Origin of the sequence: Deinococcus malanensis (genome assembly GCF_014647655.1) — a bacterium.
In the GTDB taxonomy this organism is placed as follows: Bacteria; Deinococcota; Deinococci; order Deinococcales; family Deinococcaceae; genus Deinococcus; species Deinococcus malanensis.
On sequence record NZ_BMPP01000001.1, the window covers coordinates 362,780 to 379,215 of the forward strand.

The 16,436-nt window shown below is 63.8% G+C and carries 18 protein-coding genes and 1 other RNA gene; 14 read left to right on the plus strand and 5 right to left on the minus strand.

What is annotated here, in order from left to right:
- Window positions 1-124 precede the first annotated feature (124 nt).
- Entirely contained in the window at window positions 125-1,345 is a 1,221-nt protein-coding gene (gene pilC, locus IEY49_RS01875) for a type IV pilus assembly protein PilC (RefSeq protein ID WP_189003977.1), read from the minus strand.
- Window positions 1,346-1,432: 87 nt separating this feature from the next.
- Between pilC and IEY49_RS01880 the strand changes: the two genes are divergently transcribed.
- The 4 genes from IEY49_RS01880 to gatA all read left to right on the plus strand — a co-directional run bounded on the left by IEY49_RS01880 (window position 1,433) and on the right by gatA (window position 5,012).
- Window positions 1,433-2,047, plus strand: coding sequence for an L-threonylcarbamoyladenylate synthase (locus tag IEY49_RS01880; RefSeq protein WP_189003979.1), 615 nt, complete (start codon window positions 1,433-1,435; stop codon window positions 2,045-2,047).
- Window positions 2,047-2,598 (plus strand): SMC-Scp complex subunit ScpB, encoded by a 552-nt coding sequence (scpB, locus tag IEY49_RS01885; protein WP_189003981.1) that lies wholly within the window; start codon window positions 2,047-2,049, stop codon window positions 2,596-2,598. Before IEY49_RS01880 ends, scpB begins: the two co-directional genes overlap by 1 nt.
- Window positions 2,599-2,657: 59 nt before the next feature.
- Window positions 2,658-3,461, plus strand: a complete 804-nt coding sequence (locus IEY49_RS01890) for a DUF4388 domain-containing protein (RefSeq protein WP_229780578.1) — start codon at window positions 2,658-2,660, stop codon at window positions 3,459-3,461.
- 87 nt (window positions 3,462-3,548) lie between these two features.
- Entirely contained in the window at window positions 3,549-5,012 is a 1,464-nt protein-coding gene (gene gatA, locus IEY49_RS01895; protein WP_189003983.1) for an Asp-tRNA(Asn)/Glu-tRNA(Gln) amidotransferase subunit GatA, read from the plus strand.
- A gap of 1 nt (window position 5,013) precedes the next feature.
- On the opposite strand, the gene truB is transcribed toward gatA, so the two are convergent.
- Complete coding sequence (gene truB / locus IEY49_RS01900) at window positions 5,014-5,946, minus strand: tRNA pseudouridine(55) synthase TruB (protein ID WP_189003984.1); 933 nt, start codon at window positions 5,944-5,946, stop codon at window positions 5,014-5,016.
- A gap of 65 nt (window positions 5,947-6,011) precedes the next feature.
- Here truB and IEY49_RS01905 point away from each other — a divergent pair, with 65 nt between their 5' ends.
- The 3 genes from IEY49_RS01905 to rnpB all read left to right on the plus strand — a co-directional run bounded on the left by IEY49_RS01905 (window position 6,012) and on the right by rnpB (window position 7,601).
- Window positions 6,012-6,383 (plus strand): hypothetical protein, encoded by a 372-nt coding sequence (locus IEY49_RS01905; protein WP_189003986.1) that lies wholly within the window; start codon window positions 6,012-6,014, stop codon window positions 6,381-6,383.
- The gene (locus IEY49_RS01910; RefSeq protein ID WP_189003988.1) at window positions 6,380-7,141 is read left to right on the plus strand and encodes a pseudouridine synthase; all 762 of its coding nucleotides are present in this window, start codon (window positions 6,380-6,382) and stop codon (window positions 7,139-7,141) included. Before IEY49_RS01905 ends, IEY49_RS01910 begins: the two co-directional genes overlap by 4 nt.
- Window positions 7,142-7,171: 30 nt before the next feature.
- An RNA gene (gene rnpB, locus IEY49_RS01915) (RNase P RNA component class A) lies at window positions 7,172-7,601 on the plus strand.
- 65 nt (window positions 7,602-7,666) lie between these two features.
- Here rnpB and IEY49_RS01920 read toward each other — a convergent pair.
- Complete coding sequence (locus tag IEY49_RS01920; RefSeq protein ID WP_189003990.1) at window positions 7,667-8,017, minus strand: DUF423 domain-containing protein; 351 nt, start codon at window positions 8,015-8,017, stop codon at window positions 7,667-7,669.
- A 341-nt stretch (window positions 8,018-8,358) separates the two neighbouring features.
- Here IEY49_RS01920 and mraZ point away from each other — a divergent pair, with 341 nt between their 5' ends.
- The 7 genes from mraZ to IEY49_RS01955 all read left to right on the plus strand — a co-directional run bounded on the left by mraZ (window position 8,359) and on the right by IEY49_RS01955 (window position 15,139).
- Window positions 8,359-8,787, plus strand: a complete 429-nt coding sequence (mraZ, locus tag IEY49_RS01925) for a division/cell wall cluster transcriptional repressor MraZ (protein WP_189003992.1) — start codon at window positions 8,359-8,361, stop codon at window positions 8,785-8,787.
- A 5-nt stretch (window positions 8,788-8,792) separates the two neighbouring features.
- Complete coding sequence (gene rsmH, locus IEY49_RS01930; protein WP_189003994.1) at window positions 8,793-9,695, plus strand: 16S rRNA (cytosine(1402)-N(4))-methyltransferase RsmH; 903 nt, start codon at window positions 8,793-8,795, stop codon at window positions 9,693-9,695.
- Window positions 9,692-10,081 carry a hypothetical protein gene (locus IEY49_RS01935; RefSeq protein ID WP_189003996.1) on the plus strand — a complete coding sequence of 130 codons (390 nt, stop codon included), beginning with the start codon at window positions 9,692-9,694 and terminating at the stop codon, window positions 10,079-10,081. Before rsmH ends, IEY49_RS01935 begins: the two co-directional genes overlap by 4 nt.
- Window positions 10,072-11,418 (plus strand): peptidoglycan D,D-transpeptidase FtsI family protein, encoded by a 1,347-nt coding sequence (locus tag IEY49_RS01940; RefSeq protein ID WP_189003998.1) that lies wholly within the window; start codon window positions 10,072-10,074, stop codon window positions 11,416-11,418. Before IEY49_RS01935 ends, IEY49_RS01940 begins: the two co-directional genes overlap by 10 nt.
- A gap of 419 nt (window positions 11,419-11,837) precedes the next feature.
- Window positions 11,838-12,416: an RlpA-like double-psi beta-barrel domain-containing protein gene (locus IEY49_RS01945; protein ID WP_189004000.1), complete on the plus strand. Its 579-nt coding sequence runs from the start codon at window positions 11,838-11,840 to the stop codon at window positions 12,414-12,416.
- A gap of 184 nt (window positions 12,417-12,600) precedes the next feature.
- Window positions 12,601-13,788, plus strand: a complete 1,188-nt coding sequence (locus tag IEY49_RS01950) for an FtsX-like permease family protein (RefSeq protein WP_189004001.1) — start codon at window positions 12,601-12,603, stop codon at window positions 13,786-13,788.
- Between the two features lie 328 nt (window positions 13,789-14,116).
- Window positions 14,117-15,139 carry a DUF4384 domain-containing protein gene (locus IEY49_RS01955; protein ID WP_189004003.1) on the plus strand — a complete coding sequence of 341 codons (1,023 nt, stop codon included), beginning with the start codon at window positions 14,117-14,119 and terminating at the stop codon, window positions 15,137-15,139.
- 76 nt (window positions 15,140-15,215) lie between these two features.
- On the opposite strand, the gene IEY49_RS01960 is transcribed toward IEY49_RS01955, so the two are convergent.
- Window positions 15,216-15,803 carry an NUDIX hydrolase gene (locus tag IEY49_RS01960; RefSeq protein ID WP_189004005.1) on the minus strand — a complete coding sequence of 196 codons (588 nt, stop codon included), beginning with the start codon at window positions 15,801-15,803 and terminating at the stop codon, window positions 15,216-15,218.
- Window positions 15,793-16,428, minus strand: a complete 636-nt coding sequence (locus IEY49_RS01965; RefSeq protein ID WP_189004007.1) for a MazG family protein — start codon at window positions 16,426-16,428, stop codon at window positions 15,793-15,795. Before IEY49_RS01965 ends, IEY49_RS01960 begins: the two co-directional genes overlap by 11 nt.
- Between the last annotated feature and the right edge of the window lie 8 nt (window positions 16,429-16,436).

Here is a 16,436-nt window from a genome sequence, read left to right on the forward strand (position 1 = left end):
ATATTGAGTGTCCGTCGTGGAATTGTCACTATTGTTGCTGTGCTTCATGTCAGGGCAATTGGCGATGAAATAATAAAAAAGGCACCCCGTGAGGCGCCTTTGAAAGGTACGGATAGGAATGTGATTACTGGCTGAGTGCTCCGATGATGCTGAACATCGGGAGGAACATTCCGGCCACGATCGTGCCGACGATAATGCCCAGGAAGACAATCATCATGGGCTCGATAGCGGCCGTCAGGGCATCGACTGCCTCATCGACCTCGCGGTCATAGAAGTCCCCAACCTTGTCGAGCATCGCGTCCAAAGAACCAGTCTCCTCACCGATGGAAACCATGCTGACCACCATGGGCGGAAAGACCTTGCTGGCGCCCAGGCTCGAACTCATCTGGTCGCCCACCATGACGACGTTCTTGGCGTTTTCCAGGGTCTCTTCGACGACGGCATTGTTCGCCGTTCCCTTGGTGATTTCCAGACTCTCGATGATGTTCACACCGCTGCTCAGCAGCAGGCCCAGGGTCCGTGCAAACGAGCTGATGGCGCTTTTCTGAATCAGATTGCCGAACACCGGAATCTTGAGTTTGATCTTGTCGATCTGCATCCGGCCCTTGGGCGTCTTGTAAATGGCCCGGTAGGCATACACGAGCGCGGCGACGACGATGGCAATGATCCAGGTAGAACTCTTCAGAAAGTCCGAGATGGCCATCAGCATTTTCGTGATGAACGGGAGGGGGGCGTTGAGCTGCACCAGGATCATCCCGAACTGCGGCACGATGGTGGTCAGCAGAAAGTACGTGATGCCCAGCGCAAAGACCAGGACAATCACTGGATACGTCATGGCACTTTTGATCTTCCCGCGCAGGGCCAGGTCCTTTTCCTGGAAGGCCGCGATGCGCTCCAGAATGGCGTCCAGCGTCCCGCTGGTCTCACCGGCCCGGATCAGGTTGACGTACAGGCGGTCGAAGATCTTAGGATACTTACCGATCGCCTCGCTGAGGGGAATCCCCGACTCGACTTCCCCGCGCAACTCCTTGACGACCTTCTGAAAGCCCTTGTGCTCGATCTGTCTTTGCAGGATGGCCAGCGACTGCACCAGCGGCACCCCGGCGTTGATCAGGGTGGCCAGCTGTTTACTGAAAATGGCCACCGGCTTGAGTCCAGGCGGGCGGTCATTCAGGAAGGGAATGTTGATGTCTGCGTTCAGTCCGCTCTTGGGAGGCTTGATCTCAAGAATCATGAGGCTCTTGGCACGGAGGGTGTCACGGACCTGTGCGGCCGTCTCTGCCTCCATCTGAGATTTCAGCACCTTGCCGGACCGGTCGCGCGCGCGGTATTCAAAGACGGGCATACTAGATGAGTATAGTCATAAGGACTTGCAGTCTCCTGACTGCTGACGGTCCCGAGCCTCATGAACCCCGATTGCGCCGTATCCCCTATGCCTACCGACCCTTTTCCAGACTGGCTGAACGCTGTTCAGGACGCTGCCGATACCCTGTTGCAGGGGGGAGTCGTCGCCTATCCCACCGAGACCGTCTGGGGTCTGGCTGCACATCCGCAGCATCCGCATGCCGTTGAGCGGCTGTACGCCCTGAAGGGCCGTGCAGCAGACAAGCCCGTGCAGGTGTCGTGTGCCGGGTTGGACGAGGTGCGCCGTTATGCTCCGCCCAGCCGGGCCCTGGACGCTCTGGCTCCATTATGGCCGGGACCCCTGACGCTGGTTACTGCCGCTGAACCCGGGTGCCCGGCCTATCTCGCGCCGAATGGGCAGGTCGGTCTGCGGGTACCGGACCATCCGGTCGCGCTGGCCCTGCTGCGTCTGAGTGGTGGCGCCCTGGCGACCACAAGCTGTAACCGCAGTGGCCTTCCTGCTGCCCGCACCTGGCGGGAGGCTGTGGACACTGGCTTGGGCGACCTGGTCCTGCCGGATGGCGGGCATCCGGCCGCAGGCATAGCAAGCACGGTGCTTCTCCTGCCCGGAGGCGACGTGATCCGTGAAGGGGCCGTGCCCGCCGCCAGGATCCGGCAGCTTCTGGCCGGGCAGACAGAGTGATGACCAATGGGGAGGCTGCACCCCGGCCGTCCCGGCAGGCGCTGATTGGCGCGGCGCTGCTGGCTGCGGGGCGACCTGTGGCTGCACGTGAGCTGGCCGCCGTACTCGGTTTGGATGAAGAGGTCATGCAGCATGAACTGCAGACCTTTTCCGGCGTACTGGAGGCAGCTGATCTGGGTTTCCGGGTCGAGATGGTGGCGGGCGGGTACCGGCTGGTCGTGCCGGGAGAGGTGGCTGCTCAGCTGTCCCCCTTGCTGGCGCCGCCACCTCTGCCCCCCCTGAGCAGCGCTGCTCTGGAGGTGCTGGCCGTGATCGCCTACCGGCAACCTGTCACGCGGGCCGAGATCGAGGCCATGCGCGGGGGCAGTGCCAGCACCGTGGTGACCCTACAGGAGCGTGAACTGGTCAAGGTCGTGGGGCGCAGTGACGCCGTGGGGCAGCCGCTGCTCTACGGCACTACGGAGCGCTTTCTGGTCGAATTCGGTCTCGGTGGCCTTGGAGACCTGCCCCCCCTGGATGGAGCCGACTTCTCCCACCTGTTGCGCGGCTGATCCGGGAGACCGGTGGCCTCCGGGAATGTCGCTTGTAGGCGTCCTGTCCATCCTTCACCATGGAACAAGCTGCTGCCCCGAAGGAGAACTGGACCATGGCCAACACCACCATCAGCCTCGAGACCTTCGACGTGCTGGAGCTGTTGTATCTGCTGGCCGGTCAGCGGCGCACCGGGGCGCTGCAGATTATCCGTGACGACGCTCAGTTCACGATGTGGCTCGAAGGCGGCCGCGTCCGGGCGGTGCGCTTCGGGGTGCTGAGTGGTGCTGGGGCGGTGAGGCGCCTTCTGCTTGATCCGCGCGGACACTCCACTTTTCTGCCCGGCGTTCAGCTGGCCACGCCCCCTGAACTGGACGCCACACTGGACGAGGCCGTGCTTGAAGCGTTGTTGCACGACATTCCTGTCTCCGAACTGCCATTCAATGGTCCCGGCAGGATTACCGAGCCGGACAGGGTGGACGCACTGAGGTGGTCGCCGGAGGAACAGCACATTCTGAGACAGCTCGAGGCGCAGCAGCCGGTCGGTGAACTGGCCTCCAGCCCGCCGGCCACTCGCCTGCTTCTGACCCTGATCCGCATGGGACTGCTGGTCCCCCGACGTTCGCGGCTGGCGCGTCTGACCGTAGTCGTGACGCATCAGGTGCGCGGAATGGTGCTGGTCGATGAGATGATCTGCCAGCGCTGGCACGAGGCATTGCAGCGGTCCCCAGAGCGCGTGGCGGTAAAGACCGGGACAGGACAGGTTCAGACCCTGGCCCTGCGCGCAGCCCCTGGCCTGGGCCGGCAGCTACTGATCCCCCCCGAACTTTTGCTTCAGACCGGTATTCAGGGCGGGGACAGCGTGCTGGTGCAGCCGGTCTGATGGCACGGGTTGTGCGGGTGGCTGGGGCCAGGCAGTCTACCCGGGGGCCGGCTCACGCGGGTGTGCCCCGTTAGACTGTGCGGCGGTATGTCCGTCCAGTTCACCGCCACTGATCTTGCCCGCGCCGTTACGGCTGGCGAAACCACTCCTCAGGCCCTGCTGGATCAGGCCCTTGCCCGTGTGGAGGCTGCAGGCAGCCTCAACGCGCTGGTCAGCCTGAACGAGCAGGCCGCTGCCCAGGCGGCTGCAGTCAGCCGGCGGCTGGCCAGCGGAGAAGCTCTGCCGCTGGCCGGTGTTCCGGTGACCGTTAAGGACAACATCAATGTGGCCGGCACACGCACCACCTGCGGCAGCCGCATCCTGGCCACCTATGTCAGTCCCTACACGGCCACCGCCGCCCAGCGCCTGATCGACGCTGGTGCCGTCATCGTGGGCAAGACCAACATGGACGAGTTCGGCATGGGGTCCAGCACCGAGAGCAGCGCTTCGGGGGCGACCCTGAATCCCTGGGACGTGGCGCGCGTTCCGGGTGGCAGCAGCGGCGGCAGCGCCGTGGCGGTCGCGGCGAATCTCACCCCGGTCAGCCTGGGCAGCGATACCGGCGGCAGTGTCCGGCAGCCTGCGGCTATGACAGGCGTGTACGGGCTCAAGCCCACCTACGGCCGGGTATCGCGCTATGGGCTGGTCGCGTATGCCAGCAGCCTCGACCAGATCGGGCCGTTTGCCCGTAGCGCCGCGGACCTTGCGCTGATGATGAGTGTCCTGGCCGGTCACGACCCCCGGGACGCCACCAGTCTGGAGGTCCCGGCAAGGTTCCAGGCCGGCACGCCTGACGACCTCAGGGGGCTGCGTGTGGGTGTCATCCGGGAAAGCCTGGGAGGCAACACCTCCGGCGTGGACGCGGCGCTGAATGCCACCCTGGAAGCGCTGCGGGCGGGCGGGGCTGTGTGCGGCGAGGTCAGTATTCCGGACCTGCGCCACGCCATCGCCACGTATTACCTGATTGCCATGCCCGAGGCGAGCAGCAACCTCGCCCGCTACGACGGCATGGTATACGGGCAGCGTGCTGTGGGCGGCGACGTCGGCGAGGTGATGACCCTGACCCGCGAACATGGTTTTGGCCGCGAGGTGCAGCGCCGCATCATGATCGGCACCTATGCGCTGTCCAGCGGGTACTACGACGCCTACTACAGTAAGGCGATGAAGGTCCGGCGGCTTATCGCGCAGGAATTCAGCCGCGCTTTTCAGGATTTCGACGTGCTTGTCACGCCCACCAGCCCGTTTCCGGCTTTCCGCCGGGGCGAGAAGACCAGTGATCCGCTGGCCATGTACGCGGCTGATGTCGACACCGTGGCGGTGAACCTCGCCGGACTGCCGGCAATGAGTGTTCCGGCCGGCTTCGAACTGGCTGAAGGCGGGGTCAGGCTACCGGTGGGCGTGCAATTTATCGCCCCAGCCCTGAAGGACGAGCTTCTGGTCCGGCTTGCCGGGGCTCTGGAGGGGAGCGGGGCGGTTCAGCTGGAAAGTCCTGCTGGCTACACGGCTCCTTGAGTCAGGCCCAGGCGCGCACGACTTTCAGCTGCTCGCCGTCTCCGTCCACGACCGCCACCAGCTGACCAACCAGAGTCACGACCTGCCGCCCCCGGGCCGTGTGCCGGGGGCGTTTTCCCTGCCGGAGTTCCAGGGCCAGCCTCTCATCGGCCTCGATCCGGGGGAAGCCCAGCGCCTCCAGGTCAGGAATGCCCTCCGCTTCGGCCAGCTGTTCGAGGGATACGGCGCTGCTCAGGCTGTACCGGCCGACCCGGGTGCGGACCAGACCAGCCAGGTGGGCCGGAACCCCCAGGGCTGCGCCCAGATCACGCGCCAGCGAGCGCAGATAGGTGCCACTGCCGACGCTGGCCCGCAGCAGCAGGGTGGGAAATTCGCCCAGCGGCTCGGGCAGGGTAAAAGTCCGGCCCTCCGGTGTCGGCAGCCAGCCGTCCGGAACGGTGGAAAACGTTCTTGGAGCCGCCTGAACGCTCGGGTATACCCCCAGCAGTTCCAGCGAATGAATCACGATGTTGCGGGCGGGCAGTTCCAGTGTGCCTCCGGCCCGGGCCACGGCGTAGGCCCGCTGTCCTCCCAGCTGAATGGCGCTGTACTGGGGTGGAATCTGCTGCTGCGGGCCGCAGAAGGTGGCCAGGACCTCACGGATATGACCCCCGTCCAGCGGCGGCACTGTCCCGGTGGTGTCCACCGGTCCCTCGGCATCCAGGGTGGGGGTGCCGGCCCCCAGGCTCACCCAGGCAAGGTAATCCTTGCTGTCGTGCTCCATGAACTGCACCACTTTGGTGCTGTCGTCCACACACAGGACCAGGACGCCGGTGGCCAGCGGGTCCAGGGTCCCGGTGTGACCGACCCGCCGGGTGGCCCGGGCGCGGCGGGCCCGGTTCACCACGTCGTGCGAGGTGAGGTTCAGAGGCTTATCCACCGCAAGTACAGGCATGCGGGGAGGGTAGCATCAGACCACTCACAGCCCGGACCGGGGGCAGGCGTCATACACTGGCGGGCGTGTTACGTGCCGCCTTCTGGTTCACCGCCCTGATTTTTGTGCCGCTGGGGTTGTTTCTGTACTTCCTGCCACCCGGTGTGGCGTCCCTGGTCGGTGTTTCGCCGCTCTGGCTGGTCCGGGCCTCAGGGGGTCTGGTGTTTGTGTGGGGCGCTTTCCTGCTGGCGGCCAGCGCACTTCCCGACGGTCTCAAGGTCGGTGCCCTGGTGGCCGGGAACCTGCTCAGCGTGGCAACCCTGCTTCCCGCTGTTATTCGCCAGGGTGAGCAGATGCCGGCCCAGGTGCGCATGGCCCTCCTCGCCCTGTGCGCGCTGCTGACGCTGCTGGCGGTTGTCGCGATGCTCTCCCTGCCCTCGCGGCGGAGCCGCCTGTGAGCAGCGAACGATTGCAAAAACGGCTGGCGCGTGCCGGGATCGCTTCACGCCGCGCTGCCGAGGAGATGATCACGGCTGGCCGGGTCACGGTCAACGGCGTGGTGGCCCATCTGGGACAGACCGTGACGGACGCCGATGACGTACGGGTCGATGGCAGGCTGGTGGATGCCACGGCGGTGCCAGCCATCACTTACGCCCTGTATAAGCCGCGTGGTTACGTCACCACCGCCCGGGACGAATATGGACGCCGCAACGTGCTCGACGCCATGCCCGAGATGCCGGGGCTGCATCCCGTGGGCCGGCTGGACAAGGACTCGGAAGGTCTTCTGCTGCTCACCACCGATGGACAGCTCACCCTGACCATGACCCACCCACGGTTCGGCCACGAAAAGGCCTACCGGGCCTGGACCGAGGGCCCGCACGATCCGACCCAACGCGAGCTTGACCTCCTGGTGAGCGGCGTGGAACTGGACGACGGTCCGGCGCAGGCCGTAAGTGCCAGCCCCGCTTATGGCGGCGCCTTCGTGGTGCTGGGCGAGGGCCGAAACCGGCAGGTGCGCCGCATGCTGGAGGCCGTGGGGCACCCGGTCAGCCGCCTGTTGCGTTACCGACTCGGTGGTCTGTGGCTCGGAGACATGGAGGTCGGCGAGTACCGGGAACTGACCCACAAGGAGCTCGATGAACTGGTGAACCCGGCAGGGATCCCCCGCGCCAGCTGGCAGCGCTCCTGGGAGCACGCGCAGCAGCGCTGGGGTTAGACCGGCGCAGGTCTGGTACACTGTTTCTTTGCGGGGGAATGCTCGGTCGCGCCTGGGCGTGAGTTCAGGTGAGGAAAGTCCGGGCACCGCAGGGCAGGATGCCAGCTAACGGCTGGTCGGTGAGTCAAGCGCCTGCATGCGCGCCAGTTTCAGCATGCGGGTGGCGGCGAAGCCGAAGGACAGTGCCACAGAAACCAGACCGCCATGTTCACTGGTGCAGCGGCGCGCACGGACATGGTCAGGGTGAAACGGTGCGGTAAGAGCGCACCAGGCTGCCTGGAGACAGGCGGCGCTGGTAAACCCCATCTGGTGCAAGACCCGACAGTGCGCGAGGGTGGCCCGCCCGTTGACCGCCAGGATGGTCGCTTGAGGCAGCTGGCAACAGCTGTCCCAGAGAGATGACCGTGCAGCCGCCTTCCAGGGCGGTGGACAGAACCCGGCTTACAGTTCCCCCGTTCTATATCGTGCTCCTGCCCCGGCGGGGGCACTTTGATTAGTGCCGCCTGGTCGGTCCGGGAAGCTGTGTCAGCGTCGCAGGTCCAGAGCGCACAGTATCAGGCCGGCAATCAGCAGCAGGCCGCCCAGTGGGGTCACGGCCCCCAGCCACCTCGTTCCCGTCAGGGCCAGAATATACAGAGAGCCGCTGAACACCAGCAGGCCCAGCAGCAGCAGCACCGGTCCCCGGGTGTGCTGAACCTGGGGTGCCAGCGCGATCAGAGCCAGCGCCGCGTACATGTGGTAGCGCACCCCGATTTCAAATGTGGCCAGCATCTGTGGGTCCAGCCGGGATTTCAGGCCATGTGCCGCGAAAGCGCCCAGTGCTATGCCCAGGGCCGCCAGAAGCACGCCACCGTGCAGCAGTGTCAGAGGAAGCATCCAGGGCAGGGTAGGGGAGGCCCGGTGGGGAATTGTCCCACCCGGGTGCCGGCGCTCAAAGAACGGCTATGAAAATGGTAATTTGATGTCAGAGGCGGCGTTTGTGCCTGCTTCTGTCCTGAATCCCTGCCCGGGCGATGGCCACCAGAAAAACCTTGAGTGGGAAAAGTGGGAAATCGGCGGGGGGATTTGGGGGAAAACGTGGGAACCAGTGGTAAATGGTGGTAAGGCTTGTTACACTCCTTTTGGCAGCCTGAAGCCTTTGCTCATGCATGTTTCAGGTTGCTTTGCCCTGACGGTCCCTGCTCTGCTCTGGTGGGACTGCGTGGGAAAGGAGCCCAGTGCCGTTCGGAGAGTACCCGTACACCATCGACGACAAAGGACGCGTGGTCATGCCACCGCCGTTCAGGGAATTCGTCGAGGACGGAATGATTCTCACGCGCGGAATGGAGGGCTGCCTGTACGTATTTCCCCTGGCCAGCTGGAGACGTGTCGAAGAACAGCTCGAAGGTCTTCCCCTCACGGACGCCGAATCACGGGCGTTCGTGCGCTTCTTTTACTCCGGGGCCAACAAGGCCCGCCTGGACAACCAGAGCCGCGTTTCGGTGCCGCAGACCCTGCGGGCTTTCGCGGGTCTGGACAGTGAGGTGATCGTGGCGGGCGCTCCCGGGCGTCTTGAACTGTGGAACCCGGCCCGCTGGGAAGAAGCCATCAGCGCGGTGCAGCACACCCCTCCCAAACCCGACCTTCTCGCCAACTTTGTGGCGTAACAACTATGACCCTACCTGAAGACACTTCCGCCTCTGAATCCCTGACCCATACCTCCGTCCTTGCAGCTGAGGTGCTGGAAGCCCTGGCCCCGGCGCCCGGCAAAATCATCGTGGACGGCACCCTTGGCGGTGCCGGCCACACCCGGCTGCTTCTGGAAGCCGGCGCCCACGTCTACGGCATCGATCAGGATCCCTTTGCCCTGGACCGTGCCCGTGAGGCGCAACTGCCGAATCTCAACGTGCTACAGGGGAACTACCGCGACATGAGCACCCTGCTTGAACAGGCTGGGGTGTCGCAGGTCGACGGCATCCTGCTGGACATCGGCGTCAGCAGCTTTCAACTTGACGATGCGGGGCGAGGTTTCTCCTATCACACTGAAGCTCCGCTGGACATGCGCATGAGCCAGAGCGGTGAGTCGGCCGCCGACGTCGTGAACACCTACGAAGAGGAGGATCTGGCCGCCATCATCTACGAATACGGCGAGGACCGCCTGTCACGCCGCATCGCCCGGGCTATCGGACAGGCACGTCAGAAAACGCCCATCGAGACCACCGTGCAACTCGCCGAGATCATCAAGCGGGCCTACCCGGGATTTTCCAAGGGCATCCATCCGGCGCGGCGCACGTTTCAGGCCCTGCGGATTCATGTCAACGATGAGCTGGGGGCCCTGCGCGACGGGCTTCAGGCCGCCGAGACCCTGCTGCGCCCTGGAGGCCGTCTGGCGGTGATCAGCTTTCATTCGCTCGAAGACCGGATTGTCAAACGCTTCCTGCTGGGCAGTGAAGTGCTTCGCCCTCTGACCAAGCGGCCCGTGGTGGCTACGGAGGAGGAGCAGAATGTCAATCCGCGGGCCCGGAGTGCCAAATTGCGCGGTGCTGAGCGCCTCGCGGTCCAGGAGGCCTCATGATGGCCCGCCCACCGGCCGGGCGCTGGAGCAGCCTTGACCTCAGCTTCGTGACCTGGCGTGGGCGCGCGGTGCGCTATGTGCTGATTTATCTGGCTCTGGCAGTTGCCCTGGTGGGGGTCCGGATGGGGACGCAGCAGATCCGCCCCGGGCTGATCAGTGCTCAGGAGCGTGAGGCAGAACTGATCAGTCAGCGCGATGACCTGCAACTGCGCATTCAGATTCTGGAAAATCCACAGCTGATCCGTGACTGGGCTTTTGCCAACGGCATGCAGAGATTTGCTCAGGCCCCCAACAAGACCATGCAGGATCTGCCTCCTGCGCCCACCATGGCCGCGCGCCCTGCAGCCCCGAAACGCACCGTGGAGGTAAGAACGCAATGGAAGTAAAGATCCGCAATCGTTCCCGCATCATGCAGGTCATCGCCCTGATGATGTTCCTGACACTGGTGTGGGCCTATGCCCAGCTCGAATGGGGAGTGCCGCAGGGCGTCAAGCGCAAGGTGGTGCAACTGCGCGGCACCATTACCACCGCTGACGGCAAGGTGCTGGCCAGCAGCAGCGCGGCCGGCAAGCGGGTCTATCCGCAGGGCAAGCTGGCCGGTCAGGTGGTGGGCATGATGGGGGCGACCGAGGGCCTCGAAGGCCTGGAATTCGCCTACAACCGGGTGCTGGAATCCGGGCAGGACGTGCGCCTGACCCTGGACACCCGCATCCAGGCGGCTGCAGAGGCGGCCCTAGGCGCTGCCGTACCCCGCCACCAGGCCGAGTACGGCTCGGTGGTGGTTATGGAAACTCGGACCGGGCGGATTCTGGCCGCAGCCAGCTATCCCTCGTTTGATCCGAACCGCTGGCGCAACTTCAGCCAGGACGACCGGCGCAACCGTCCCTTTCTGGATGTCTTCGAGCCGGGCTCGACGGTCAAGGGACTGGTGGTGGCGGCAGCGATGAATGAAGGCCTGACCAGCCCCCAGACCCAGTACGACACGCCCATGCGCCGCTACATTGGGGGCCGGTGGGGCAGCACCATTGGTGACGTTGTGGCGCACCCGCCGCGCCTGACCACACAGCAGATCCTGCGTTACAGCAGCAACGTGGGGATGTCGCACATCGTGGAGCGCTTTGCCGCCGAGGATCTGCGGAACTACCTGACGAAATTCGGGTTCGGGCGCGACGTCAGCCTTCCCACCGTCATGACTGCGACGGGCCGTCTGCAGCCGCTGCGCAACTGGGGTGACCTGGTCCGGGCCACCAACGCCTTCGGCCAAGGCATGAGCAGTACGACCCTGCAGATGGCCGCCGCCTACAACGCACTGGCCAACGACGGTCTGTATGTCTCGCCCCGACTGGTGGAGGGTTCTGGAGGCGTCGAGCGGTACGAGGTGCTGCGTCCCGAAGTAGCCCGAACGACCCGCAACATGCTGCAGTTTGTGATCGAGGACGGCATTCCGACTCAGGCCGGGATCAAGGGGTATGCCCTTGCCGGCAAGACTGGCACCGCCCAGGTCGTGGTCGGGAACCGCTACTCCAACACGATCTATAACAGCACCTTTGCCGGTTTCTTTCCGGCGGACGCTCCCCGCGTCACGGTTGCTGTCATGGTCCACGGAGCCAAGGTGCGCTTTCAGGGCTCCCAGCTGGCGGCGCCGATTTATCAGGATATTGCCGCCGACATTCTGTCCCGGTGGGGCAGCGCACCGGCCATTGCTCCGGAAGCCAATGAGTAAAGTGTGAGTCTAAACTTGGGTTCGTCAGGAAGAAACTCGTGTCTGAAGACCCGACTCAGGGATCTTAGACCTGATTTTGTGAATTACCCTACAGGAGACGACGCTGGAGTCAGAAAGTAGCCAGGAACGCTCACTCTTAGAGTGTCGCTTCAGGAGAATCCATGAGAGCCCGAGTGAGTGAATTAGAAGTTACCTCATAAAAGAGTTACCCTTAAAACGATAGAAAACTTAATAAAATTATACCGAGTACAAAGATTTCCTGCCTTTATGATGAGTTCATAAAGGCAGTTTTCTAATTAAGCTGCCATCTTGTCTCCTTAATCTCACCCAGGACGAAGAGAGAAACTTCATAGTTTTTCGCCTCTTGATTCCTCACTCATTCAATGTCCAGGGTGCGGCCCACTCTGACAGGAGACCTCATGACCCGAATTCTCAACTGGCTGCAGGCCCTCGTGCTGAGCCTCACCGGCCTCGCGGCTGCAACCCCCGCTCTTCCCAGCAGTACCCTGGCCACCAGTGCTGTGCGTGACGCCCTGAGCGCTGCCGTGCCGACTCCTGCCATTTCTCAGCAAGCGGCCTCCAGCGCCGCTCAGAACCGTGCCGAAGCCGTGGCCCAGGCCGCCCGAACCGTCAAGCTGCCCGTCGACAACACCCCCATTGCTGTGGCGCGCAGTACCGGCCGCACCGCCATTGTGCGCGCTACGGCTTATAACAGCCTGCCGAACCAGACCGACAGCACCCCGTTTATTACGGCGACCGGTACCCGTGTACGAGCCGGAGTCGTGGCCCTGAGCCGTGACCTGCTGCGCCAGTTCCCCTACGGCAGCAAGATCACGATTGAGGATCTCAGCGGCCGCTACAACTTCAAGGGACGTGTCTTCGTTGTGGAAGACACCATGGCCGCCCGCAAAAGGAACAGCCTGGACATCTGGATGGGGACCCGCACTGAGGCCATCAACTTTGGCGCGCGCCAGCTGCGAATTACTGCCGTTCGCTGATCTTAAACCAGTCTGATCGCGTCTGGCACCCTTGAATTGGGGTGCCTGTTTTTTTGCGCCGCGCTGGGCCAGCATCCTTCCCCGCAAAAATGCGTCTGTCGCCCATTCGTTCCAGGGTCAATCGGCTCATTGGGACCAGAGGCGGGAAGGCCGACTGAAGGCAGTCTGCTATCCTCCGCTTCGCATGACGGTTCCCGCCCGACCTACCTCTTCAATGGCTCTGGCGTGGACCCTGGCGCGGGCCCACCTGCGCCGCCGTCGCACCCAGAACATCCTGACTGTCCTGGGAATTGCCGTGGGAGTCATGGCGCTCATTGCCGCCCTGAGTCTGACCAACGGGTTCACGGCGGCCCTGGTTGACGCGACCCTGCGGGCCAGCCCGCATCTGAGCGTGACGGCCTTTACTCCGGGTGCCCGGGACGCTGATCTTGAAAGGGCAATGCGGAGTGACGTGCGGGTGCAGGCGTTTACCCCATTCCTGGCAGACAAGGGGCTGCTGACCACCCCGGCCAGCACAGGTCGCCGGGCCGGCGTGGACTTCGCAACGCTGTTCGGGGTACCGGCGGGTGGCGCACGGGTACTGCGCCTTCCACCCCCCGGCAACGTTCTACTGGCCAGCTTGAAAGATGGCGAGGTTCTGCTGGGCAGCGCCCTGGCGCGCAATGTCAGCGCGTTCACCGGCGATCAGGTGCGGCTGCTGGGGAGCACCCAGCGCCGGACCATACTGAAGGTCAAAGGTGTCTTCACGACCGGCAACTACCTGATCGACAGCGCGTATGCCTTTACCAACCTGAAGACTTTGCAGGATCTGCAGAGCACCTCGAACATCACCGGCTACCAGATGCGGCTGCACGACCCTCAGCAGGCTGTAGCCCTGGGCGACGATCTGACCCGCACCCGGGCGTATTCTTCGCTGCCCTGGCAAAGCTTGTACGGGACGCTGCTGGAGCAACTGGCCCTGCAGAAGAAGGTCATAGGCTTTGTAGTGTTTCTGATTGTGATTGTTGCTGCCTTCGGTATCGCCAATGTCCTGACGCTAGTGGTGTTCGAAAAAACCCAGGAGATTGCCATCCTGCGTGCGATTGGGGCCACCCGGGGGCTGATCACGCGTCTGTTCCTGCTTGAAGGCCTGGCGCTGGGCCTGGGTGGACTGCTGGTCGGCAATCTGCTGGGGCTGGGGATTACTACCTATTTCACGGTGCGACCGTTCCAGTTGCCTGGAGACCTCTATTTCATCACGTCGCTTCCGGTGGAGGTGCGCTGGAGCGACCTGCTGGCAGTCAATGCCATAGGTCTGGTTACGACGCTACTGGCAGCGCTGATTCCTGCGCGCAGAGCAGCCAACATCGAACCGGCACGCATTATCCGCTGACGTCCCGGACCCGGGCGTTCCCCCTCCATGACGCCTGCACCGGAAGAACTCTTGCGCGCGATCGGGACCGTCCTGATGCCTGTGGTACCACGTTCAGCTCCGTCTACGTCGGCAGGATGCGGAAAGGGAGAGCTCCGGCTTTCACTGGTGATTTCAGGACCGTGGCGCCTGCTTATGAGGCTACTGACCGTTGAACTTTTGCTATTTGCAATCAGCAACCTGTTCCGTTCCCTGTTCCTGATCGTGGTCTGAAGCACCATGAATATTGCGATGTGCGTGACTCATTGCCCGTCAAGTTGCTGCGCCTACGCTTTGGTCGGAGGTCCACATGAACAAATTTCTGATGATTCCGGCGGCCATGCTTCTGAGCACTGCTGCAGCCGCCCCCAAGATCAGCGCCCAGAGCATTATCGTCAACCCCAGCCAGCCTGACCTGAGTGTCAGTGTGCGCGTGGACAAGGACACCAGCGGTAGCCAGAACCCTGCTTACCGTGTGGGCGACAAGATCAGCATCAGCACCACCGTCAACCGTGACGCCTACGTGTACCTGTTCAACGTCAACCCGGACGGAAGCGTGGACCAGGTCCTGCCCAACCGTCTGAGTGAGACGAACTTCGTCAAGGCGGGCACCACCAAGGTCTTCCCGGCTCCTGATGACAACTTCAACTTTACGGTTGCTGGCCCGATTGGTCAGAACAAGGTTCTGGCACTCGCCAGCACGACCGAGCTTGACCTGGACCAGATCAGCAGCTTCAAGACCACCCAGGACCAGTTCGCTACCGTAAATGCCAAGACCCAGGCGGGCCTTGCCCAGGCGCTAAGCATCGTGGTCAACCCACTGCCCCAGAAGAGCTGGGTCAGTGACACTGCCTTCTACACCGTGGCGGCGCGTACCCCTGTGGCGACTGGCAGCCTGTTTGTCGGGACCAACGTCAATAACGCACTGGTAACCCTGAATGGTCAGCGTCTCGGCGGTGCCAACGTGACCTACAGCAGCCTGCGGGCTGGCACCTACCCCGTGCGTGTCCAGGCCAGCGGTTACCGTGACTTCACCACGACCCTGACTATCCGTGGCGGAACCACCACAAACCTGAACGTGGAATTCGCCCAGGCGGCGCCTGCACCGGCCCCCGTGGCCACCCAGTTCACCCTGAGCATCCGCAGTGCGGTGAACGGCGCCCGCGTGTTCGTTGACGGCGATGAAGTGGGCACCATCCGCAACGGTGGTCTGAACGTGCGCCTGAGTCGTGGCACCCACGAGGTCGTGGTCATGGCTTCCGGCTACCGCACCTTCTCCAGCACCTACAACATCACCCGCAACGCCCAGATCACCATTAACCCCAGCCGCTGAGCCGGAACCAAAGCAGCTGTAAGGAGTGACCAGCAAGGTCCCCACCCATGCGGTGGGGGCTTTTCTTGTAGTGGTTTTATATGGTCAGAGAAACTGGGCCCTCTGTCAGCAGATCATGCAGCACCCGCGCCGTCATGCCCCAGATGTTGTGGCCCTGCCAGGGGTAGTGGTAGACCGCTACCCGCGTGCCGTCCGGAAGGTGCCGCCACTCCCGGGTATAGGGCGCAGCGCGCAGGGCCGCCAGACTGGGCATCAGTACCTGGGCGACCTCCCCGGAAGCGCTCAGCGACGGCTGAGGCTCGATGCGGGCCAGAACCGGAGTGACGTGAAAGCCGACGGGGGTAAACACGTCATCAAGTTCCCCCAGCACCTGCACTGTCGCCGGGTCCAGTCCGACCTCTTCCCAGGCTTCGCGCAGGGCACCCTCCACTGGTCCCTCGCCCGGCTCCAGACTGCCGCCGGGAAAGCTGATCTGGCCCTTGTGGGTCGGCAGATCCGCCGATCGGAGCGTTAACAGCACGCGCGGGTCGGCTTCACGGGTCAGGCCGACCAGAACGGCGGCCCGCCGGAAGTAGGGCAGATGCAGGGCCTGCCGCGCACGCGCACCGAGCCACAGCGCCCACGGGTCGGCCAACGCCTCGTCGAGTGGATCACTACGTTCCATGCGTTGTCTCGTCCGGCAGCTGTTCCAGCACCTGCTGGGTGCGGGCGCGCAGCGCCACCTCACCATCCACCCCGGCTGACCGGGCCCAGGCAACCACGGCTGAAAGCACTGCAGCGACGCCTTCTTCGGACTCCGGGGCCTCCTGCAGGGTGCGAAGCAGCGAATCGCGGTCGCCCTGGATCCCGGCCAGCTTCTGGGCCTGTGCCTCCCGGGACAGAGCGCCCAGCGCAGAAGGAACGCGGTCCACTGCACGCCGGGGTCGACCTCCCTGCTCGGCGGCCTTGATGGCCTGCCAGTTGCTGACCACCTGATCGCTGCCGCTCACCACCGTGTCTCCGAAGACATGGGGGTGGCGCCGCACCAGCTTGGCCACGATGCCAGCTTCCACGTTTTCATAGGTGAAGGTACCGGCTTCCTGCGCGATCACGCTGTGGAAGGCAACCTGCAGCAGGACGTCGCCCAGTTCACCGGCCAGCTCAGCCGGGCTGCCGCTGCCGATGGCATCCACGGCCTCGGCTGCCTCTTCAAGCAGGTAGGGACGCAGCGACTCGTGCGTCTGTTCGCGGTCCCACGGACAGCCGTCCGGTGCGCGCAGGCGCCGCATGATGGTCATCAGTTCATGCATGTCCTGAA